The organism is Allobosea sp. RIT-PG3_2, from assembly GCF_057321085.1.
The window spans coordinates 1,241,055-1,262,790 of the sequence record NZ_JBXWCA010000001.1; the positions used below are offsets into that span (position 1 = coordinate 1,241,055).

At 66.5% G+C, this 21,736-nt stretch carries 20 protein-coding genes; 9 read left to right on the forward strand and 11 right to left on the reverse strand.

Features of this window, described 5'->3' with window-relative positions; genetic code table 11:
* Positions 1–29 precede the first annotated feature (29 nt).
* From AC2FAN_RS05720 to AC2FAN_RS05735, 4 genes are all read right to left on the reverse strand, one after another.
* A complete protein-coding gene (locus AC2FAN_RS05720) occupies positions 30–629 on the reverse strand; it encodes an ABC-type transport auxiliary lipoprotein family protein (protein ID WP_485173017.1) in 600 nt (199 codons plus the stop codon).
* A 3-nt stretch (positions 630–632) separates the two neighbouring features.
* Positions 633–1,775 carry an MlaD family protein gene (locus AC2FAN_RS05725; RefSeq protein ID WP_485173018.1) on the reverse strand — a complete coding sequence of 381 codons (1,143 nt, stop codon included), beginning with the start codon at positions 1,773–1,775 and terminating at the stop codon, positions 633–635.
* Between the two features lie 3 nt (positions 1,776–1,778).
* Positions 1,779–2,501, reverse strand: coding sequence for an ABC transporter ATP-binding protein (locus AC2FAN_RS05730; RefSeq protein ID WP_485173061.1), 723 nt, complete (start codon positions 2,499–2,501; stop codon positions 1,779–1,781).
* Between the two features lie 134 nt (positions 2,502–2,635).
* Positions 2,636–3,781, reverse strand: coding sequence for an ABC transporter permease (locus tag AC2FAN_RS05735; protein WP_485173019.1), 1,146 nt, complete (start codon positions 3,779–3,781; stop codon positions 2,636–2,638).
* A gap of 300 nt (positions 3,782–4,081) precedes the next feature.
* On the opposite strand from AC2FAN_RS05735, the gene AC2FAN_RS05740 reads away from it, so the two are divergent.
* Positions 4,082–4,975, forward strand: coding sequence for a hypothetical protein (locus tag AC2FAN_RS05740; protein WP_485173020.1), 894 nt, complete (start codon positions 4,082–4,084; stop codon positions 4,973–4,975).
* Positions 4,976–5,012: 37 nt separating this feature from the next.
* Here AC2FAN_RS05740 and AC2FAN_RS05745 read toward each other — a convergent pair whose 3' ends face one another.
* From AC2FAN_RS05745 to AC2FAN_RS05755, 3 genes are all read right to left on the reverse strand, one after another.
* A complete protein-coding gene (locus AC2FAN_RS05745) occupies positions 5,013–5,888 on the reverse strand; it encodes an ABC transporter permease (RefSeq protein ID WP_485173021.1) in 876 nt (291 codons plus the stop codon).
* Positions 5,885–6,706 carry an ABC transporter ATP-binding protein gene (locus tag AC2FAN_RS05750; RefSeq protein WP_485173022.1) on the reverse strand — a complete coding sequence of 274 codons (822 nt, stop codon included), beginning with the start codon at positions 6,704–6,706 and terminating at the stop codon, positions 5,885–5,887. Before AC2FAN_RS05750 ends, AC2FAN_RS05745 begins: the two co-directional genes overlap by 4 nt.
* A 127-nt stretch (positions 6,707–6,833) precedes the next feature.
* The gene (locus tag AC2FAN_RS05755) at positions 6,834–7,865 is read right to left on the reverse strand and encodes an ABC transporter substrate-binding protein (RefSeq protein WP_476807150.1); all 1,032 of its coding nucleotides are present in this window, start codon (positions 7,863–7,865) and stop codon (positions 6,834–6,836) included.
* A gap of 229 nt (positions 7,866–8,094) precedes the next feature.
* On the opposite strand from AC2FAN_RS05755, the gene AC2FAN_RS05760 reads away from it, so the two are divergent.
* Positions 8,095–8,766 carry an NAD(P)H-binding protein gene (locus AC2FAN_RS05760; RefSeq protein ID WP_485173023.1) on the forward strand — a complete coding sequence of 224 codons (672 nt, stop codon included), beginning with the start codon at positions 8,095–8,097 and terminating at the stop codon, positions 8,764–8,766.
* On the forward strand, positions 8,763–9,563 hold the full coding sequence (locus AC2FAN_RS05765; protein ID WP_485173024.1) for a creatininase family protein: 801 nt from the start codon (positions 8,763–8,765) through the stop codon (positions 9,561–9,563). Before AC2FAN_RS05760 ends, AC2FAN_RS05765 begins: the two co-directional genes overlap by 4 nt.
* A gap of 3 nt (positions 9,564–9,566) precedes the next feature.
* On the opposite strand, the gene soxR is transcribed toward AC2FAN_RS05765, so the two are convergent.
* Complete coding sequence (soxR, locus tag AC2FAN_RS05770) at positions 9,567–10,022, reverse strand: redox-sensitive transcriptional activator SoxR (protein WP_485173025.1); 456 nt, start codon at positions 10,020–10,022, stop codon at positions 9,567–9,569.
* A 77-nt stretch (positions 10,023–10,099) separates the two neighbouring features.
* On the opposite strand from soxR, the gene AC2FAN_RS05775 reads away from it, so the two are divergent.
* Positions 10,100–10,777, forward strand: a complete 678-nt coding sequence (locus AC2FAN_RS05775; RefSeq protein WP_485173026.1) for an NADPH-dependent FMN reductase — start codon at positions 10,100–10,102, stop codon at positions 10,775–10,777.
* Positions 10,778–10,876: 99 nt separating this feature from the next.
* Entirely contained in the window at positions 10,877–11,641 is a 765-nt protein-coding gene (locus AC2FAN_RS05780; RefSeq protein ID WP_265052431.1) for an MBL fold metallo-hydrolase, read from the forward strand.
* 142 nt (positions 11,642–11,783) lie between these two features.
* On the opposite strand, the gene AC2FAN_RS05785 is transcribed toward AC2FAN_RS05780, so the two are convergent.
* The 3 genes from AC2FAN_RS05785 to otnK all read right to left on the reverse strand — a co-directional run bounded on the left by AC2FAN_RS05785 (position 11,784) and on the right by otnK (position 16,143).
* Positions 11,784–13,313 (reverse strand): malonate--CoA ligase, encoded by a 1,530-nt coding sequence (locus AC2FAN_RS05785; protein WP_485173027.1) that lies wholly within the window; start codon positions 13,311–13,313, stop codon positions 11,784–11,786.
* A 29-nt stretch (positions 13,314–13,342) separates the two neighbouring features.
* Positions 13,343–14,671: a malonyl-CoA decarboxylase gene (locus AC2FAN_RS05790; RefSeq protein WP_265052429.1), complete on the reverse strand. Its 1,329-nt coding sequence runs from the start codon at positions 14,669–14,671 to the stop codon at positions 13,343–13,345.
* Positions 14,672–14,856: 185 nt separating this feature from the next.
* A complete protein-coding gene (gene otnK, locus AC2FAN_RS05795; RefSeq protein WP_485173028.1) occupies positions 14,857–16,143 on the reverse strand; it encodes a 3-oxo-tetronate kinase in 1,287 nt (428 codons plus the stop codon).
* 286 nt (positions 16,144–16,429) lie between these two features.
* Here otnK and AC2FAN_RS05800 point away from each other — a divergent pair, with 286 nt between their 5' ends.
* The 4 genes from AC2FAN_RS05800 to AC2FAN_RS05815 all read left to right on the forward strand — a co-directional run bounded on the left by AC2FAN_RS05800 (position 16,430) and on the right by AC2FAN_RS05815 (position 21,724).
* On the forward strand, positions 16,430–17,935 hold the full coding sequence (locus AC2FAN_RS05800; RefSeq protein WP_485173029.1) for an ABC transporter substrate-binding protein: 1,506 nt from the start codon (positions 16,430–16,432) through the stop codon (positions 17,933–17,935).
* A gap of 145 nt (positions 17,936–18,080) precedes the next feature.
* Complete coding sequence (locus AC2FAN_RS05805; protein WP_265052426.1) at positions 18,081–19,025, forward strand: ABC transporter permease; 945 nt, start codon at positions 18,081–18,083, stop codon at positions 19,023–19,025.
* A 44-nt stretch (positions 19,026–19,069) separates the two neighbouring features.
* On the forward strand, positions 19,070–19,906 hold the full coding sequence (locus AC2FAN_RS05810) for an ABC transporter permease (protein WP_485173062.1): 837 nt from the start codon (positions 19,070–19,072) through the stop codon (positions 19,904–19,906).
* Between the two features lie 18 nt (positions 19,907–19,924).
* The gene (locus tag AC2FAN_RS05815; RefSeq protein WP_485173030.1) at positions 19,925–21,724 is read left to right on the forward strand and encodes a gamma-glutamyltransferase family protein; all 1,800 of its coding nucleotides are present in this window, start codon (positions 19,925–19,927) and stop codon (positions 21,722–21,724) included.
* Positions 21,725–21,736 lie beyond the last annotated feature (12 nt).

Here is a 21,736-nt window from a genome sequence, read left to right on the forward strand (position 1 = left end):
ACCGGCGTACCCGTTAGATAGACATTATCTCAGCGCGCCCAGCGCACGATCTCGACGAGGACTTGCGACAGCGCCCGGTCTAGCGCCTGCGTCGCGCCCGCCCCGTCGACGGCGCCCGCCCGCACGCGCGCGGAGAACAGGCGCGCGCGCTGGATCTGCCCGGTCCGGTCGCCGACGATCTTTGCGGTGATCGCGACCACCGCCGTTCCGCTGGCGGCGTCGATGTTGAAGCTGCGGATGTCGGTGTTGAGCTGCACATCGGGCTGGATACGCTGGCCCGGCGCCGAGACGGAGCCGACGCGGCTGGCGTTCTCGAAAGTCTGGATCAGGCGCGCCTGCACCAGCGCCGGGATGCGGTCCGCCCATTGCGCCCCGCCGACGAAGGACAGCGCCCCGCTCGAGTCCTTGACGATGACCCGGTCGGAATCGAGCGCCTGCACTGCCGTCGGCTCGGCGACGACCATCACGGCGCGCGAGCCGCCGACGCGGCCGAAGCCGCTGGGTGCCGAGAGGTCGAAGGTCGTCGGCGTCGAGCCGCCGCAACCGGCCAGCAATGCGCTGGCGACCAGCACGAAAGCCGTGAGGCAGCGGGCCTTGGTCGCCGGGTAGAACGGTGCCTCGGTCGTCATGAGCTAGCGCGATCCGTTGTATTGCGGGAGCGGCGGCTTGCCGCCGAAGATGAACTGCTGCGGGTTACGTTCGAAATTCCGCAACGTGCGATTGAGTTCCGTCAGCGTGCGCTTGCCGTCGGCGGCGAGCGATTCGACGTCGCGCAGCCCCGGCCCGGTGAAGCGGTTGATTCCGGATGTGATCTCCGCCGTGCGCTTGTCGAGATTGTCGGCGAGAACGCGGATCGACTTGGCCGCGTCGGCGACTTCCTGGAAGGCGCTGCGGCCATCGGGACCCGATCCGGAGTCGAGAAAGCCCTTCGCCGCCTTGAGCACGCCCTCGACCTGATCGGCCGCGCGGTCGAGCTTGGCCGAGATCGAGGCGGCGTCCTTGACCACCTTGGCGACATCGGCGCTGGAGCCGCCGAGCGCGCCGGTGAACTTGTCGACGTTCTCGATGATGCTGGCGACCTTCTGCCGGTCGACCGAGCGCACCACCGCCGTCAGTTCCTCGCTGAGCGACTGCAGCTTCTGCGACAGCGGCTGAATGGTCTCGGCGAGATTGCCGAAGCCGGCCATCAGCTTGTCGATGCCGTCAGCATTGTTGCCGAGCGCCTGCGAGAATTTCTCGACATTGCGCACCGTGTTGTTGATCGGCCCGGTGTTCTGCTTGATCAGCCCATCGAGCGAGGTCAGCATCGTGTCGGCCTTCTGCGCGACGTTGCGCACGGTCTCGATGATGTCCTGCAGCTCCGAACGCTCGGCGATGATCGTCGGCATCGGCTCGCCGGGCTTGGCGGTCAGCACCGGCGCGTCGGGCGCACCGCCGATGAGCTGCAGCGCGACCACGCCGGCCAGCCCCTGAGCCTCGATGCGGGCGCGCGTGTCCTCGCGCAGCGGTGTCGTGCTGGTGACCTGGATGACGGCGTAGATGCGGCGGGGATCGTCCGGCTGCAATTCGATGCTGGTGACCTCGCCGACGCGCAGGCCGTTGAACAGCACGCTCGAACCGCGGCCGAGACCGGTCACCGTGCCGGTGAAGATGACGCGGACGCTCTCCCTGCGTCCGGCTCCGCCGCTGTTGAACCAGTAGACGAAGCCGAAAGCCGCCGCGAGGACTGCGAGCGTGAAGAGGCCGACAAGTGCGTAGTTGGCGCGCGATTCCATGCCCTAGCTGCTTCGTTCCCGCTCCCCGGACGACATCCGGGCCATGGCACGCTCGCCACCAAAATAGGCCTTCAGCCACGGATGCTCCGAGGCGAGCATCGTCGCAAGCGGACCGACCGCGATCACCTTCTTATCCGCCAGAGCGGCGATTCGATCGCATGCATGATACAGGCTGTCGAGATCGTGGGTCACCATGAAGACGGTCAGCCCCAAGGTCTGTTTCAGCGTCATGATGAGGTCGTCGAACTCGGCCGCGCCGATCGGGTCCAGGCCCGAGGTCGGCTCGTCGAGGAAGACGATCTCGGGGTCGAGCGCCAGCGCGCGCGCGAGCGCAGCCCGCTTGATCATGCCGCCGGATAGCTCGGAAGGCACCTTGTCGGCGGCGTCGAGCGGCAGGCCCACCAGATCGAGCTTCACCATCGCCAGCTCATCGAGCAGATCGGGCGAGAGCTTCAGGTATTCCCGCATTGGCACCTGAATGTTCTGCTTGACCGTCAGCGCCGAAAACAGCGCCCCCTGCTGGAACATCACCCCGAAGCGGCGCTCGAGAACGCGGCGCTGCTGGCCGTTGAGCGTGTCGACATTCTCACCGAAGACTTCGATCGTGCCTCTCGCCTTGCGCACCAGCCCGAGGATGGTGCGGGTCAGCACGGACTTGCCCTGCCCCGACCCCCCGACGAAGCCGAGGATTTCGCCGCGCATCACGTCGAGATCGAGCCCGTCCATGATGACCTTCTCGGCGAAGGCGACCTTGAGATTGCGGACCCGGATCACGGCCTCGGGCTCGTCGGCCAGCCGATCGACAGGCGGCGGAGCGGCATCGGCCTCGTGAGCAAGAGATCTGTCGTGGGCTGCCATCGTCAGAACTCGATCGAAGCGAAGAACATGGCGAAGAGGCCGTCGACGACGATCACCATGAAGATCGCCTTCACCACCGACGCCGTGACCTGACGGCCGAGCGATTCAGCCGAGCCCTTCACCGCCAGCCCTTCGATCGACGCGATCAGTCCGATGACGAAGGCCATGAAGGGCGCCTTGATCAGCCCGACCGCGAAATGCTTCCAGGTGATGACCGATTGCAGCCGGGCGAGGAAGGTGTCGACGCCGATGCCGCCATAGAGCCATGCGACGAGGCCGGCGCCGACGAGGCCCGCCATCGCCGAAATGAAGGTCAGGATCGGCAGCGAGATGATCAAGGCGAGGATGCGCGGCACCACCAGCACCTCGATCGGATCGAGGCCCATCACACGCAGCGCATCGATCTCCTCGCGCATCTTCATCGAGCCGATCTCGGCGGTGAAGGCCGAGCCGGAGCGACCGGCGATCATGATCGAGGTCAGCAGCACGGCGAGTTCGCGCAGGATCAGGATGCCGGTGAGGTTCACGACGAAGGCCGAGGCGCCGAACTGCTGCAGCTGGAAGATGCCCTGCTGCGCGACGATGCAACCGACCAGGAACGAGATCAGCATGATGATCGGCGCGCCGTTGAAGGCGATCAGCTCGATCTGGTTGACCAGCGACGGTCCGCGGAACTTGCGCGGCCCGAGCACGACGCTGGCCGAGCCGACCACGACCTCGCCGAGGAACATCGCGCCGCCAACCATGTCGCGGCCGAAGCGGACGATGCCTTCGCCGATATTGACGAGGATGTCGACCACGCGGAATTGATGGTGGGGCGCGGGCTTGTCCTCGTCGTGGACATGGACCTCGGCCAGCAGGATCTCGTGCTCGGGCTTGTCGCTGACGATGTCGATGGACCCGCCGTGGCGCGCCTGACGCGCCTTGAAACGGTTGAGGACATAGGCGCCGAGCGTGTCGAGGCGGGTGACGTCCGAGAGATCGAGGCGGGCCGACGCCGCCTGCGGCAAACGCTCGACGATCTCCTCGACCAGTTCCTCGATGCGCGGAGCACGGTCGGCGCTCCAGGAGCCGGCGAGCGCCACCGCGAGCGTGCCCGCGTCGTCGCGGATGATCGCCTGCGGTTCGGCGGTATCAACGCTCGCCATGTCGCTGTGACGTCCCTCGCCCCGGCCGGGGCAGCCTTGCGGCTGCGCAGCACCGGTTCATCGCGCCGAAATCCACCCCCGTGCATCCTGTATTGCCGCCATGGCGGTGCTTGGCAAGCGCATGGCGCCGCGCCGGACGTTTCGGCGGCAAAGCGTTGCCGAACGGCCATAGAATGGCTCGCTCGGGGCGGATTGGCCGGCCTCAGGGCCCCCGGCAGCAATTCCTTAAGGAATCGTGGAGCAGGTTCGGGCGCAGAACCTCCCGACCACCGCTGATTCGGCTGGTCTATCGAAGGCAGAATGGTCATGGGCGATGCGCGCTCGCTGACACCGCTGAGCCAGGCCGATTTCGAGGCGATCGAGGCCGCCGTGCTGGAGACGGCGCGTGGCCGCTGGTTCATGGCAGAATACGCCAAGCGCAACCGCCAGTCCGACACGATGCAGCTGCTCGGCGCGATCCAGCGGATCGAGCGCGTCGTCGGGCTCGGCGTGCAGGAGACCAGCCGCGAAACCAACCTGATCGAGGCCGCCGCGTTGATCAGCGATCTCCGGGCCGATCTGGAGCGCGTGAGCGGCAAGGCCGATATCCGCTCGTCGGGCCTCGCCGTCCAGATCGAGAAGGCGGCGGGCACCGTTCTCAGTGCGACCGAGGCCATTCAGGAAGCTGCCTGGGAGCTGCGCGAGGCCGGCGCCGAGGAAGGGCTGTGCGACAGGCTCGACCGGCAATCCACGGAGATATCGACCGCGATCGGCGTCGTCGACGGGCTGGTCCAGCGCATCGACAAGATCGCCGACACCATCGCCATGCTGGATTCGAGCCTGCGCGCCTTCGGCGAAATCTCCCGCGAGCCCGGCGCGAGCTTCGAGGCGATGGCGGCGGCCGCCGAGAGAGGCGCACCGGCAGAGAGAGGCGCATCGGCGTCGGGCTATGTTCCGACGGTGACGATGCGGCACAGCTATGACAATCTCGACGTCGTGGGATCGGACGAGGTCGAGGCCCCGGTTCAGCTCAATGACCGGATCGCTCCGGAAACGCGCATGGGAACGGTCCATCTTCTCGACGACGACATCGTCTTCGACGAGCCGGCCGCAGCACCGCCCGAGCCGAAACGCGTCGCGGCGGGCTATTCGGAAGCAGGGCTGCGCGAGATCGACGCCCTGCAGGCCGATCGCAAGCTCGCCTATTTCGTCTGACGCCAAGTGGCGGTCCCGGCTTCCGCGGTAGGGAGCATCAGTTCTCGCGCCGGATCGCGCTTTCGTGCCAGCGATGCAGCAGTAGGTACGAGATCAAGCTCGTCGCCAGGAAGATCGCGATTCCCGACAGCGAGATCATGACCAGCGCGGCGAAGACGCGCGGGATCTTGAGCTGGTAGCCGGCCTCGAGGATGCGATAGGCGAGGCCTGAGGCGTTGCCGCCCGTGCCCGCGACGAACTCGGCCACGACCGCCCCGATCAAGGCGAGACCGCCGGAAATCTTCAGCCCCGCCAGGAAATAGGGCAGCGCCGCCGGCAGCTTGAGATAGCGCATGGTCTGCCAGCGCGAGGCGCCGTAAAGCTCGAACAGGTTGACGAGGTTGTGGTCGGCCGAGTTCAGACCGAGGATGGTGTTGGAGAGGATCGGGAAGAAGGCGACGATCCATGCGCAGATCAGTAGCGAGAGGTCGATATCATCAGCCCAGATGATGATCAGCGGCGCGATGGCGACGATCGGCGTCACCTGCAGGATCACCGCATAGGGCAAGAGCGCCATCTCCAGCCATTTCGACTGGCTGAACAGCATGGCGAGCGTGACGCCGACGACGACGGCCGCGGCGAGCGCCATGAAGGTGATCTTCAGCGTGATCCAGAGCGAGCCCGAGAGCGTGCTCCAATCGGCGACCAGCGTCTGCCCGACCAAGACCGGACCTGGCAGGACATAGGAGGGAATCTCGTTCCAGCGAACCGCGAATTCCCAGAGCGCCAGGACGATCACCCCGATCGCGAGCGGCGCGACGATGCGCGGCCAGACGCTGACCGGCAGGCCGAGAAGCCGGGGTTCCGCCGTGGCGAGAGGCAACGCCTGCGCGTCGGTGCCATCGGCCGCCAGCGTTTCGACGGGAGCGCTCATTGGCCGATCGCCTCCTTGAGCTTGGTGGAGGCGACGCGGCAGAGATGGGCGTATTCGCCAGAGGTCCGGAACAGGTCGTCGCGAGGATAGGCGGCATCGACCGCGAGATCGGCCATGACCCGGCCGGGGCGCGCCGCCATCACGACGATGCGCTGCGAGAGATAGACCGACTCGAAGACGGAGTGGGTGACGAAGACGGCGGTGAAGCGCTCGCGCGCCCAGAGCTCCAGCAGGTCGTCGTTGAGGCGGTGGCGGGTGATCTCGTCGAGCGCCGCAAAGGGTTCGTCCATCAGCAGGATCTTCGGCCGCATCACCAGCGCGCGGGCGATCGAGACGCGCATCTTCATGCCGCCCGAGAGCTCGCGCGGATAGGATGTCTCGAACCCCTTGAGGCCGACCAGCGCCAGCATCTGGGCTGCACGGGCTTCGGCCTCCGCCCGCGCCACACCCTTCAGCTTCAACGGCAGCATGACGTTGGCGAGGGCGTTGGCCCAGGGCATCAGGGTCGGGTCCTGGAAGACGAAGCCGAGATCGCGCCCGCCATGACCTGCGCTGCCCTGGCTGGCGCCCTCCTCACCCGGCCAAGAAATCGTGCCGGATGTCGGCGCGCCCAGGCCCGCGATCATGCGCAGCAGCGTCGACTTCCCGCAGCCGGAAGGTCCGAGCAGGCTGATGAACTGCCCTGCCGCCAGTTCGAGATCGACATCGCGAACGGCCAGCGTGCCATTGGCGAACTGTTTCGAGACATGCCTGACAGCCACCAGCGGCGTGCCGGCGCTCTCCTTGTCCGGAGCTGTGCTTAGATAGGCCGTGTCCAAAGCCTGATGATCCGATCTACGAAATGCCGTCATTCTCGGGCGCCGCATAGCGGCGACCCGAGAATCTCATGACGAGAAGCCGCTGGTTTCCGAGATGCTCGGGTCAAGCCCGAGCATGACGTTTGCCTCAGGCCTTGCCGATGCCCTTGTTGACGAAGTCGAGGCTGTAGGCCTTCTTGAAATCGACCCCGGCCGGGAAGACACCGACATCGCGCATCGAGGTGTAGAAGCGCTCCCAGCGCGCATCGGTCATGGCGCCGATGCCCAAGGTCAGCGCGTCGCCGGACTGCACGATGCCGCGCTCGTTCATGACCTTGACGGCGTAGTCGAGCTTCTCCTGGTCCAGGTCGGGATTGTCCTTGAGGATGCGCGCGTTCGCCGCCGCAGCCTCCGCACCGCCCTTCATGTACTGCGCCCAGCCTTCGAGCGAGGCGGTGACGAAGCGCTGGATCAAGTCCTTCTTCTCGGTGACGAGCTTGCGCGAGACGTTGATCGTCGTGTTGTAGGCCTCGAAGCCGCTATCGGCGAGGAGGTGGACGACCGGGTTCACGCCGGCCTTCTGGATCGCGAAAGGCTCGGAGGAGAGGAAGCCCTGCTGGGACAGGTTCTTGTCGGCCAGGAACGGCGCCATGTTGAAGGTGTAGGGCCGGATCTGCTCGTCGGTGAAGCCGAACTTGGCGCGCAGGAAGGGCCAGAAGGCGGTCCGCCCCTCGGCGCCGATCAGGATCGGCTTGCCCTTCAGGGCGGCCAGCGTGTCGTTGCCCTGATTGGGGTGGGAGATGATGACCTGCGGATCCTTCTGGAAGATCGACGCGATGCAGAGGAAGGGGATGTTCTCCTGCGCGAAGCGGATCGCCTCGAAGCTCGTCGACATGCTCATGTCGACACGCCCGCCGAGCAGGAGCTGCGAGGGGTTCTGCTGCGGCCCGCCGGGGCGGATTTCGGTCTCGATGCCGTATTTCTTGTAGATGCCGTTGGCGGCGGCGAGATAGTAGCCGCCATGCTCGGCCTGGGCGCGCCAATTGGTCTGGAAGCTCAGCTTGTCGAGCGTCTGCGCGCTGACGCGGGCGCCCGGTACGGGGATCAGCAGGGAAGCCGTCGAGCCGCCGATCAGCCCGAGCGCGGCGCGCCGGTTCACGCGATACTTCATCGTCGTCATCTCGCTATCTCCCCTGCATCTGCGGGCGGTCCCGCCACTGGCCCGTCTCCTTATCCCATGCGATAGCACCGCGGGACAATGCAACGCCGGGCTACCGGGTTTCTGCACAGAAACAAGGCAGCATTCATCGGCGAAGGGCTCCGCAAAGTGATGAACTTGCATGCATCGCATCCGTGACTAGCTTCAGCCCCACCAAACCTGTTCTCCGTGCAAGGCAGAGATCGCGTTCATGAAAGTCCTGATCTTCGGCGCGACCGGCATGGTCGGCCAGGGCGTCCTGCGCGAGTGCCTGCTCGATCCGCAAGTGAAAGGCGTCGTCGCGATCAGCCGGCGGCCCATCGGGCAGGTCGATCCGAAACTGCGGGAGCTCGTACATGCCGATATGACTGATTTCGCCGCCCTGCAGCCCGAGCTTACCGGCTTCGACGCCTGCTTCTTCTGCCTCGGCATCAGCTCGGTTGGCATGCCGGAGGCCGACTACAGCCGCATCACCTATGACATGCCGGTCGCGGCGGCGCAGGCGCTGGTGAAGGCGAGCCCGCAGGCGGTCTTCATCCTGGTCTCCGGCGCCGGCGCCGACAGCAGCGAGCACGGCAAGGTCATGTGGGCGCGCGTCAAGGGCCGCGCCGAGAATGCGGTGCTGATGCTGCCGTTCCGGGGGGCATATGTCTTCCGGCCGGGCGGTATCCGGCCTATGCACGGCATCACCTCGCGCACGGCCTGGTACCGCATGCTCTATACCCTGACGGCCCCGCTCTGGGCGGTGCTTCACCCGCTCTTTCCGCGCTACGTGACTTCGACCGAGCAAATCGGCCGGGCGATGATCAAGGTCGCGCGGGACGGCGCGCCGGAGCGCATCCTCGATTCCGCCGCGATCAACCGGCTCGGAGCCAGCACATGACCGCGCGTTTCTGGGGCGACCTCAAGAGTTCCGACTTCACCGCGCTCACGCCCGAGCGCACCGTCGCTGTGCTACCGTTGGCGGCGATCGAGCAGCACGGCCCGCATCTGCCCGTCTCGGTCGACACCACCGTGATGAACGGGATGCTGGCGGAGGCGATGCCGCTGGTGCCGGCCGATCTCGACGTCCTCGTCCTGCCGACGCAAGCGATCTGCAAATCGAACGAACACCTGCATTCGCCGGGTACGCTGACGGTCGGCTGGGAGAGCGCGATCCGCGCCTGGATCGAAATCGGCGAGAGCGTGAAGCGCGCCGGCTTCCGCAAGCTCGTGCTGATCACCTCCCACGGCGGCAATGTCGACCCGATGAAGATCGCTGCCCGCGAATTGCGCGTCGGCCATGGCATGCTCGCGGTCTGCACCGCCTGGATGTCCTTCGGCCTGCCGGAGGGCATCTATGCCGAACTCGACATCCGCCACGGCATCCATGGCGGCGATGTCGAGACCTCGCTGATGCTGCATTTCCGGCCGGACCTCGTCGACATGAGCAAGGCCGGGTATTTCAAGCCGCATACGGTGACGATGGCCGACGAAGGATACCGCCATCTCAGGCCAACCGGTCCCCATGCCTTCGCCTGGATGGCCCAGGATGTGAACCGCTCGGGCGCCGTCGGCGACGCCAGCCTTGCCACGGCGGCGAAAGGCAAGGCGACCGCGGCACTGCAGGCAAAGGGCTTCGCGGAGCTGATGGCCGATGTCGCGCGCTTCCCGCTCGATACGCTCTACGAGGCGGGCTGAGGCTCAATCGGGATCCAGGAGGCGCGGGCCCGGCCCCTCCTCCGCCAGCCGATCGAACGGATTGTGCAGCGGGCAATCGCGCACCGAGAGACAGCCGCAGCCGATGCAGCCGTCGAGGTGGTCGCGTAGCCGCGTCAGCCGGTCGATGCGATGTTCCAGCTCTGCCTTCCAGGCGGATGACAATCGCGTCCAGTCGGCGACGGTCGGCGTGCGCTCCTGCGGCAGGGCCTTGAAGGCCTCGCGGATCGTCTTCAACGGCATGCCGGCCCGCTGCGCCACCTTGATGATCGCGACCCGGCGCAGCACCTCGCGCGGATAGCGGCGCTGGTTGCCCGGCGTGCGATGGCTGCGGATCAGCCCTTCCGCCTCGTAGAAATGCAGCGCCGAAACGGCAAGGCCGCTGCGGTGGGCGACGTCGCCGACGCTGAGCTCGCCCGGCAAGCGCATCTTCCCGGCCATTCCGAAACGCCCCTTGACCTTAACCTTAGTTGAGGTTCTATAAGCCCTGCTCCCGTGATGCAAACCGGAGCGTTTCCATGCACCAGAAGGTCGATACCCGGATCAGGCTCGCCCTGATCTACGGCAGCAGCCGCGAAGGCCGCTTCTGCGACAAGGTCGCCGGCTGGGCGATCTCACAGATCCAGGGCGACGGCCCCTTCGATCTCGCTATCGTCGATCCCGGCGAGATCGACCTGCCGCCGCGCCATGTCGGCGGCAAGCACCCTGCCCTCGAGGAACTCCGCCAGATCATCGGCTGGGCCGACGGCTTCGTCGTGGTGACGCCCGAGTACAATCGCGGCTATCCAGCGATCCTGAAGTTCCTGATCGATGCGGTCGGGCCGGAATGGCGCGGCAAGCCGGTCAGCTTCGTCTCCTATGGCGGGATTTCGGGCGGCCTGCGTGCCGTCGAGCAGCTGCGCCTCGTCTTCGGCGAGCTTCATGCCGCGCCGATCCGCGACGGCGTCGCCTTCGCCGATGTCTGGAGCCGCTTCGATGCGGAGGGCTGTCTGCTCAATGCCGACCGGGCCGAGCAGGCGATGGCGACCATGCTGGCACAGCTTCACTGGTGGGCGAGCGCGCTGCGCACCGCGCGCCAGAACGTGCCCTACGGCCAGTTCGCCTTGGAGCCGGAATCCGTCTCCAAACTTCAAGTGAGAGAACGCGTTCTCCGATCTGACTGCGTGGCAGTCGGATCGGCGCGTGATCTAGCCTGATACGTCACGCGAACGTGGAGACAGCTTCACAAATCCGAACTGGTCTCACCGTGTCGGGATGCGGAACAATGCCCGCCCCGAGACGAGGAGCAGACGGATATGAAGCTCAAACTTCTCCGCAACGCGACGCTGAAACTCGATTACGGCGGCAGGACCTTCCTGATCGACCCCGATTTCGGCCCGCGCCACAGCCGCCGCTCCTTCACCGGGCGCTCGGAGAACCCGATGGTCGATCTGCCCGAGCCGATCGAGGACATCCTTGCCGGCGTCGACACGGTGATCGTCTCCCATCTCCACGCCGATCACTTCGACGAGGTCGCCAAGGAGCGGGTTCCAAAGGGGCTGCCGATCATCTGCCAGCCCGGCGACGAGGCGGCGATCGCGCAGGCTGGCTTCTCCTCGATCACCGCGATCGACTGCTTCATCCGGCTGGGGCCGATCGTGCTGAAGCGGCATCCCGCGCAGCACGGCACCGGCGCCGTCGTCGAGAAGATGGGTCAGGTGATGGGCTTGAGCTTCGAGGCGCCGGGCGAGCCGACGCTCTACTGGTGCGGCGACAGCGTCTTCTACCAGCCGCTGCGCGACGCGGTGGCCGCGACCGGCCCCGATATCATCGTCACCCATTCCTGCGGCGCGATGTGGGACAACACGCTGATCGTCATGGACGACGAGCAGACGCTCGATCTTGCCGAGGCCTTCCCGCGCGCGACCGTGATCGCGACGCATATGGAAGCCCTCGACCACGCCACCGTCAGCCGCACCCGCCTGCGGAAGGCGGCGAAGGAGCGCGGCGTCGACTCGCGGCGGCTGCGCATCCCCGCCGATGGCGAGACGATCGAACTCGGCGTACCCGCGCTGGTGTGAGCTGTTTCAACCCGAGCCGTCATCCCGGCCGCAGCGAAGCGAAGAGCCGGGATCCATGCCTGAACCTCTAACAGAAATGCTCAGGCATGGATCCCGGGTCTCCCTTCGGTCGCCCGGGATGACCAGCGCCTGAGAAACTGCCCTACTCGCCGGCCTTCATCTGCCTGGCGTAGATGTCCTTGTACTGCTCGCGCAGCAGGTTCTTCTGGACCTTGCCCATGGTGTTGCGCGGCAACTCGGTGACGACGAAGACCTGCTTGGGCTGCTTGAACTTGGCGAGGCGCTGCTCCAGCGCCCGGGCGATGCCCTGGGCGGTGATCTCGGCCCCCGGCTTGGCGACAACGACCGCCGTCACGCCCTCGCCGAAATCGGGATGCGGCACGCCGATCACGGCGCTCTCGATCACGCCGGGCATCTCGTCGATCTCGGTCTCGACTTCCTTCGGATAGACGTTGTAGCCGCCGGTGATGATCAGATCCTTGCCGCGCCCGACGATGTGGACGTAGCCGGTGGGGTCAATCTTGCCGAGGTCGCCGGTGATGAAGAAGCCGTCCGGCCGAAACTCGGCCTTGGTCTTCTCGGGATTGCGCCAGTAGCCCTTGAAGACGTTCGGGCCCTTGACCTCGATCATGCCGATCTCGTCGCGGGCAAGCTCCTTGCCCGTCTCGGGATCGGTGACGCGCGCGGAGACACCCGGCAGCGGGAAGCCGACGGTGCCCGCCACCCGATCCCCATCGTACGGGTTCGAGGTGTTCATGTTGGTCTCGGTCATGCCGTAGCGCTCGAGGATGGCGTGGCCGGTGCGGGCACTCCACTCCCGGTGCGTCTCTGCCAGCAGCGGCGCCGAGCCGGAGACGAAGAGGCGCATATGCTTCGTCGCCTCCTTGGTCAGTCTGTTATCCTGAAGCAGCCGGACATAGAAGGTCGGCACGCCCATCATGCTCGTCGCCTGCGGCAGGTATTTGAAGACCTGCTCCGGATCGAATTTCGGCAGCAGGATCATCGAGGCGCCCGAAAGCAGAATCACGTTGGTCGCGACGAAGAGACCGTGCGTATGGAAGATCGGCAGGGCGTGCAGCAGCACGTCGCCCTTGCCGAAGCGCCAGTAGTCGACCAGCGCCAGCGCGTTGGACGACAGGTTGTCGTGGCTGAGCATCGCCCCCTTGGAGCGGCCGGTCGTGCCGGAGGTGTAGAGGATCGCGGCGAGATCATCCGAGCCGCGCTCGACATCGGTGAAGCCCGTCGAGGCAGCGCTCGCCTTGTCGAGCAGGCTGCCGGTGCCGATGCCCAGCGTCTCCAGCTTCGCGCCGGCCTTGTCGGCATAGGGACGCAGCGCCTCGGCCTTGGCAGGGTCGCAGACGAAGACGGCGGGCTCGGCATCCCCAAGGAAATACTCGATTTCGGCCGGGGTGTAGGCGGTGTTGAGCGGCAGGAAGATCGCGCCGGCGCGGACCGTGCCGAGATAGAGCATCAGCGCCTCGAAGCTCTTCTCGACCTGCACGGCGACACGGTCGCCCGGCTTCACGCCGAGGCCGACAAGAGCGTTGGCGAAGCGGGCGGAGACGTCGAGCATGTCGGCATAGGACAGGCGCCGGCCGTCATCGAGCAGCGCAAAAGGCGCCTCCGGCGCCGGCATGCGCGAGCGGATGAGGTCGAACAGGTGGTTGCCCATGATTTCGGGTCCTTTCAGGCGTTTCCGTCTTAACTCGCCGCCGGGCGCAGAAGCTTGCGCACGCCGGAAGAGGCCACAACCGTATTGCGGGTCGCGAAGGCCTCGTGATTGGTCTCGATGTCGTCGAGGTCGTAGCGGTAGTTCACCATCACGCCATGCGACTCGCGATGGCCGCGCGCCGAGAGATTGCCGCCGACATTGATGCGCTCCAGCCGCGCGCCATTGCCGAGATGGAAGCGCGCGACGGGGTCGATGACGCGGCCGGACGCGGTGCGCGCCCGCAGCAGGTATTCGGCGGTCATCTGGCCGAGCAGCTTGTCGCGGCGCGCCTTCGTCACGTCGTCGAGCGAGATGGTTTCGCCGGGCCGGCGGGCAAGCTCGGAACGTTCCTCATTGGTGAGGGCCAGCTCGCCGTTTTCCCCGGCGACGCCGGCAAGCCAGCGCGCGAACCCAGGCACCGGCGACAGCGTGACGAAGGTGTCGAGGCCCGGCAGTTCGCGCTTCAGGTCTTCCGCCACCTGCTTGATCAGGAAATTGCCGAAGGAGATGCCGCGCAGGCCTTCCTGGCAGTTCGAGATCGAATAGAACACCGCCGTCGTCGCCGCCTGCGCCGGCAGCACCTCGCGCTCGGGCTGAAGCACCTCGCCGATGCTGCGCGGAATCTCCGTGGTGAGTGCGACCTCGACGAAGATCAGCGGCTCGTCGATGAGCTGCGGGTGGAAGAAGGCGAAGCAGCGCCGGTCCGCCGGCTCGAGCCGGCGCCGCAGTTCGTCCCAGCCCTGGATCTCGTGGACCGCCTCATAGCGGATGATCTTTTCCAGCACATTCGCCGGGGTGCGCCAGTCGATGCGACGCAGCACGAGGAAGCCGCGATTGAACCAGGAGCCGAAGAGATGGCGAAAGTCGTCGTCGATGGCCTTGAGCTCGGGCTCGGCCTCCATCGCTTCGAACAGGGCCTCGCGCATCCGCACCAGCACGGGCGTGCCGTCCGGCGCGAGGTTGAGGCGGCGCAGCAGCTCCTGACGGCGCGGCTCGGCAGCGAGGTGCAGCGCCGAGATCGTCGCCGCGTCGGGTTTCTCGCGATAGGCCTCGATCGCCTTTTCGAGCCGGTCATGATCCGGCCCGAAGCGCTCCCGCAGTAGATTGAAGAAGGCGAGCCGGCCGGGCTTGTCGAGCCGCTGCCAGGCTTCCAGCACCGCCTGCGCCAGCGCCATGCCGGACGCCTCGCCTCGGCCAGAGAGCAAATCCTCGCAGAGCCGGTCAATCGGCCGGGCGCGATTGCCGAGGAAGCGTTCGAAGCCGATCAGAGCACGGCCGCGATCGGCCACGCTGGTCAGAAGTTCGCCGAGAAACGCCATATCGATGCTGGCCTCTTGGTTGCCTTACGATCCTAGAGTGCACTGCATCCTGACGGAAGCGCCGGAGTGTCGTGAGCGAGCGTCATGCTCAGGCTTGACCCGAGCATCTCGGAAACCAGTGTGCTCTGGTCCCAAGATTTCCGGGTCTACGCTTCGCTGCGCCCGAGAATGACGCCCGGTTTTCCTCAGCGCAGCAGGTTCCAGGCCTTCAGGAAGAAATCCGGCGTGCCGAAGTTGCCCGACTTCAGCGCCACGACCATGTCCGGCCCATCGACGACGCGCGTCCAGGGCACGCCGGGGTCGATCTCGGGCCCGATCTCCAACGTGCGGATGCCAAGGCCGAGCACTGTCGCGCCCGAGGTTTCGCCGCCCGCGACGAGAAGCCGCGTCAGGCCGCCCTCGGAAAGGCGCCGCGCCACCTCCGCGAAGGCGTGCTCGACGATGCTGCCGGCCTTTTCGCGGCCGAGCGTGTCCTGCACGGCCGCGACTTCCGCCGGATCATCGCTGGAATAGAGCAGGAATGGCTTGTCCTGCGGCTGCGACAGCGCCCATGCGGCAAGTCCGGCGGCGTCCTGGCTGCCATCGGCCAGCGCGAAGGGATCGACCTTGAGCGCGGGATAGCCCGCTTCCAGCGCAGCCTTGATCTGGCCGCGCGTCGCGGTCGAACAGCTGCCGGAGATGATGCCGGCGCGGCCGGCGGGAGCCTTCAGCTCCTGCGGGCCGGGCCGCTCCGGCAGGAGACCGGCGCGGCGGAAATTCTGCGGCAGGCCCATGGCAATGCCCGAGCCGCCGGTCAGCAGCACATGCTCGGACACAGCGTGTCCAAGCGTCATCAAATCCTCGTTGGTCAGGGCGTCGGTCACGGCATAGCGGAGGCCATCGGCCTGAAGCTTGGCGAGGCGCGCCTTCACTGCGGCAGAGCCGGCCAGGACCGTAGCGTAATCGACGAGGCCAACCTCGGTCTTCGCCTGTACGGACATCAGTCGCATCAGGTTCGAATCCCGCATCGGCGTCAGCGGGTGGTCCTTCATCGAGCTCTCGTGCAGCGGCACGGCGCCGACGAAGAGATAGCCCTGATAGATCGAGCGGCCATTCGCCGGAAAGGCCGGGCAGACGATGGCGAGCTTCGCGCCAAGGCGCTCCGCCAGCGCATTCGCGACCGGGCCGATATTGCCCTCAGCCGTCGAATCGAAGGTCGAGCAATATTTGAACAGGATCTGCCGCGCCCCGCCTTCAAGCAGTGCCTCGCAGGCGGCGAGCGAATCCGCGACGGCCTCGGCCACCGGGTTCGTGCGCGACTTCAGCGCGACGACGACCGCGTCGGCCTCTGGCAAGGTGCTGCCGGCGGGCGGCACGCCGATGACCTGGACGGTCCGCATGCCGGCGCGGTTCAGCATCAGCGCGACATCGGTCGCGCCGGTCATGTCGTCGGCAATCACGCCCAGCAGCATCACGTCGTCTCCCTCGGCCATCCGGCCCGGTTGCTGTGACTGTTCTAACCGCCGATCACTGGCGAGGCGACAGCCATCGCCGCATCGAGCGGTCCTCCTGAGGGCATGCGTAGCGGCGGCGCATCAGGGGGCATTCGGGGCTGCCTTTCGATGAGGCAGCGGTGCCTGCGAATTGGTGCGGCGCATCATCGACGACGGCGAGATTCTGAGTCAGCTTAGTGCCATGAGGAACGAATTCGGCGAATGGCATGTCCGCCAGATCATCGAAAACGGTCCCCGGAAAATCATCCGCACAATGGGGGAAAGCATGAAGCTGTTGAAGGTTGCAGTCTCGGCCGCCGCGCTCGCGCTCGCCGCGCTTCCGGCCCTTGCCCAGGCACCCTCCACACTACGCATCGGGCTGCAGGAAGACCCCGACATGCTCGATCCGCACAAGGCCCGCACCTTCGTCGGGCGCATCGTGTTCATGGGCCTGTGCGACCGGCTGCTCGACATCACGCCGGAACTGAAGCTGGTGCCGAGACTGGCGACGGAGTGGAACTTCTCCGCAGACGGGCTCACCCTGACGATGAAGCTGCGCAGCGACGCGAAATTCCATGACGGCGAACCCTTCAATGCGGAAGCCGCGAAGGCCAATATCGAGCGCGCGATGACCCTGCCGGACTCGCTGCGCAAATCGGAGCTGGCCTCGGTCGAGAAGGTCGAGGCCCCGGATGCGACGACGCTGGTGCTGAAGTTGAAGCGCCCGGACGCCACGCTGCTCTCGCAGCTGACAGACCGCGCCGGCATGATGCTCGCCCCCAAGAGCCTGTCGGGCGACGTCGCCGCCAAGCCGGTCTGCTCCGGCCCCTACAAATTCGTCGAACGCGTCCAGAACGACCGCATCGTGCTGGAGAAGTTCAAGGAGCATTGGGAGGCGGACAAATACGGCTTCGACCGGATCGTCTACCGCTCGATCCCCGACACGACGGTACGCCTCGCCAATCTGCGCTCGGGCGAGCTCGACATGCTGGAGCGGCTGGCGCCGACCGACGTGAAATCGGCGGAAGGCGACAAGTCGCTCAAGGTCGCGAGCATGGCCAATCTCGGCTATCAGGGCATCACCATCAACACCAACAATGGCGACGCCGCGAAACAGCCGGTGGGCCAGGACAAGCGCGTGCGCCAGGCGCTCTCGCTGTCGATCGACCGCAAGGTGCTGAGCCAGGTGGTGTTCGAGGGGCTCTACGAGCCGATGAACCAGCCCTTCAACCCCGGAAATTTCTATCTCAGCGCCGATCTGCCCGTTCCCGCCCGTGACGTCGCCAAGGCAAAGGCGCTGCTCAAGGAGGCGGGGCAGCCCAAGGTCACGGCCGAGCTCTTCGTCACCAACAACCCGGTCGATGCCCAGCTCGGGCAGGTCATCCAGGCGATGGCGCAGGAAGCCGGCATCGACATCCAGATCCGCTCGACCGAGTTCGCTAGCCAGCTGCGCGACCAGCAGCAGGGCAAGTTCCAGATGAGCCGGATCGGCTGGTCCGGCCGCATCGACCCGGACGGCAACATCCACCCCTTCGTCACCACCGGCGGCGGCCAGAACGACGGCAAATACTCCAACCCCGAGGTCGACCGCCTGCTGAACCAGGCCCGCACCGTCTACGAGCCGGCCGAACGCAAGAAGCTCTACGATGCCGCCCAGAAGATCCTGCAGGACGAGCTGCCGATCATCTATCTCTACAACCAGACGGTGTTCTTCGCGATGCGCTCGACCATGCAGGGCTTCGTGATCAACCCGGACGGGATGATCCGGCTGGCGGGGCTGAAGCGCTCGTGAGGGTTTCCCACGGGTCGGCGACTGCGCCGTTATCCCGGGCGGCCGAAGGTCGTCCCGGGATCCATCGCAGAGCGCGGTTCTCTACGATGGATCCCGGAGTTCCGCTTTGCTGCATCCGGGATGACGGAGCGGTTCCGAGCGCGCCATGTTCACCCTGATCATCCGCCGCATCCTGATCGCGATACCGACGCTGTTCCTGGTCTCGCTCTTCGTCTTCGCCCTGCAGCGCGCGCTGCCGGGCGACCCCTTCCTCGTCATCGCCGGCGAGGAGCGCGACCCGGAGGTGATCGCGCGGCTGCGCGAAATCTACCGGATGGACGACCCGGTCGTCGTCCAGTTCTTCGCCTGGCTGGGACAGGTGGTCCAGGGCGATTTCGGCCGCTCTCTGCGCACCGGCGAGCCGGTGCTGAACCTGATCCTGCAGAAGCTGCCGGTGACGCTGCAACTCGCGACCGCCTCGATCCTCGTCGCGATCTGCATCGGCATTCCGATCGGCATCCTCGCCGCGCGGCACAAGGGCACGATCATCGACTATTCGGCGAGCGCAGCCGCGCTGTCCGGCCTCTCGATCCCGAATTTCTGGTTCGGGATCATGCTGATCCTGCTGGTTTCCGTGCATCTGAAATGGCTGCCGGCCTCCGGCTATGAATCGATCTTCGTGCACCCGTGGGAGGCGATCCAGCGGCTGATCATGCCGGCCTTCGTGCTCGGCAACGGGCTCGCGGCCTTCCTGATGCGCCATACCCGCTCGGCGATGCTGGAGGTGCTGCGCTCGGACTATGTCCGCACCGCCCGCGCAAAGGGGCTCGACGAGGACACGGTCATCCACCGCCATGCGCTGCGCAACGCGCTGGTGCCGATCATCACGCTGACGACGCTGCTCTTCGGCGAGTTGCTGGCGGGCGCGGTGCTGACCGAGCAGGTCTTCACCATCCCCGGCTTCGGCAAGCTGATCGTCGATGCCGTGTTCAATCGCGATTACGGGGTGGTGCAGGGCGTGGTGCTGTGCACCGCCATCGGCTTCATCCTGATGAACCTGCTGGCCGACATCCTCTATGTCCTCGTCAATCCGCGCCTGAGGACCGGCTGATGGCATCGCTGGATTCCCTCCCCTCGTCAGGCGCGGCGAGCGGGATGAAGGCGCGCCCCGGCGTGCTCGCCCGGCTGATCCGCAACAAGTCCGCGCTGATCGGCGGCGGGATCGTGCTGATCTTCGTGCTGATGGCGGTGCTCGCGCCGATACTGCCGCTGGCCGACCCGTTCAAGTCCAACTTCCTCGCCATCCGCAAGCCGCCTTCGGAACTCTACTGGTTCGGCACGGACGAGCTCGGGCGCGATCAGGTCTCGCGGCTGTTCTACGGCGCGCAGGCCTCGCTGCTCGCCGGCATCGTCTCGGTGCTGATCGCGGTGGCGATCGGCCTGCCCTTCGGATTATTGGCCGGCTGGTATGGCGGCTGGACCGACATCGTGATCTCGCGCGTCACGGAAGCGCTGCTCGCCTGCCCTTTCCTGATCCTCGCCATCGCCTTCGCGGCGGTGCTCGGCCCCTCGCTGACCAATGCGATGATCGCCATCGGCCTGTCGGCCGTGCCGATCTTCATCCGGCTGGTGCGCGGCCAGGTGATGAGCGTGAAGGCGGAGGATTTCGTCGAAGGCGCGCGCTCGGTCGGCGCGCGTGACCTGCGGCTGATGTTCCGCCATGTGCTGCCCAACACCCTGTCCCCCATCGTGGTGCAGTCGACATTGTTCATGGCACAGGCAATCATCCTGGAAGCCGCCCTCTCCTTCCTCGGCCTCGGCCAGCAGCCGCCGTCGCCGTCCTGGGGTCAGATGCTCAACGTCGCCAAGAACTTCATGGAGCAGGCGCCGTGGATGTCGGTGGCGCCGGGCGTCTGCATCTTCCTCGCCGTGCTCGGCTTCAACCTGCTCGGCGACGGCCTGCGCGACGCGCTCGATCCAAAAGAAAACTAGGCTTTCAAGGACACGCCCATGTTCACGACCCGCCCCGAAATCCTCGGCACCTTCGGCGTCGTCACCTCGACGCACTGGCTCGCCACCGCATCGGGCATGGCGATGCTGGAGAAGGGCGGCAACGCCTTCGACGCCTGCGCCGCCGCCGCTTTCGTGCTGCAGGTCGTCGAGCCGCACCTCGTCGGCCCGGCAGGCGACATGCCGGCCGTCTTCTATTCGGCCGAAACCAGGAAGGTCGAGACGCTCTGCGCGCAGGGGCCGGCCCCGCAGGCTGCGACCATCGCCGCCTACAAGGCGCTCGGCCTCGACCTGATCCCCGGCTCCGGCCTGCTCGCGACCGTGATCCCCGGCGCCTTCGGCGGCTGGATGACGCTGCTACGCGACCATGGCCGGCTGAAGCTGCGCGAGGTGCTGGAGCCGGCGATCGGCTATTTCGAGAACGGCCACCCGATGCTGCCGCGCGTCTCGGATTCGATCCGTGAACTGACCGATCTCTTCAGCAACGAATGGTCGAGTTCAGGCGCGGTCTACTTGCCGGGTGGCAATGTGCCGGAAGCGCGCAAGCTCTTCGCCAACAAGGCGGCAGCCGCGACCTACAAGCGCATCCTCTCCGAGGCGGAAGCGAAGGGCAGCGACCGTCAGGAGCAGATCCAGGCCGCCTATGACGCCTGGTACAAGGGCTTCGTCGCCGAAGCGATGGACCGCTTCTGCCGCACGCAGGAGGTGATGGATTCCTCCGGCCGCCGCAACAAGGGCCTGCTCACCGCGCAGGACATGGCGAGTTACCGGCCGACCTACGAGACGCCGACCTCGGTCAGCTATCACGACTGGGAGGTCTTCAAGATCGGCCCCTGGGGCCAGGGCCCGGCCTTCCTGCAAACGCTGAAGATCCTGGAAGGCATCGACCTTGCCGGGATGGGGCCGGCGAGTCCGGAATTCGTCCATCATGTCGTCGAGGCGATGAAGCTCGCCTTCGCCGATCGCGAGGCCTATTACGGCGACCCGGATTTCGTGAAAGTGCCGCTCGCGACCCTGCTCTCCGAGGATTATGCGGCCGGGCGCCGTGGCCTGATCGGCGAGCGTGCCTCGCTGGAACTCAGGCCCGGCATCGTCTCCGGATACGAGGACCAGGTGGCGCATGCGCTGCGGGCGCTCGGCGCCATCGCCCAGCCCGCACAGGGCGGCGCCAGCGTCGGCGAGCCGACCATGGCGTCGATGGTCGCGGCCGGGCGGAAGGGCGATACCGTCCATATCGACGTCATCGACAAATGGGGCAACATGATCGCGGCGACGCCCTCCGGCGGCTGGCTGCAATCCTCGCCCGTCATCCCGGAACTCGGCTTCCCGCTCAATTCGCGCGCGCAGATGTTCTGGCTGGAGGAGGGCCTGCCCTCCTCGCTCGCACCGGGCAAGCGCCCGCGTACGACGCTGACGCCAACGATCGCCTTCGAGAAGGGCGAGCCCCGGCTCGCCTTCGGCACGCCGGGCGGCGACCAGCAGGAGCAATGGCAGCTCGGCCTGTTCCTGCGCCGGGTCCATCACGGCCTCAACCTGCAGGAAGCGATCGACCTGCCGCTGTTCCACACCCAGCACTTCCCCTCGTCCTTCTACCCGCGGTCTTCGCGACCGGGCCATATGATGATCGAGGAGAGCATCGGCACTGCGGCCCTCGCCGAGCTGGAACGCCGCGGCCATGCGCTGGAGAAGGCGCCGGCCTGGACGGTCGGGCGGCTGACTGCGGCGGAACGCGGCAGTGACGGCCTCTTGCGCGCCGCCGCGACGCCGCGTCTGATGCAGGCCTATGCCGCCGGCCGCTGAGGAATAGCCTGC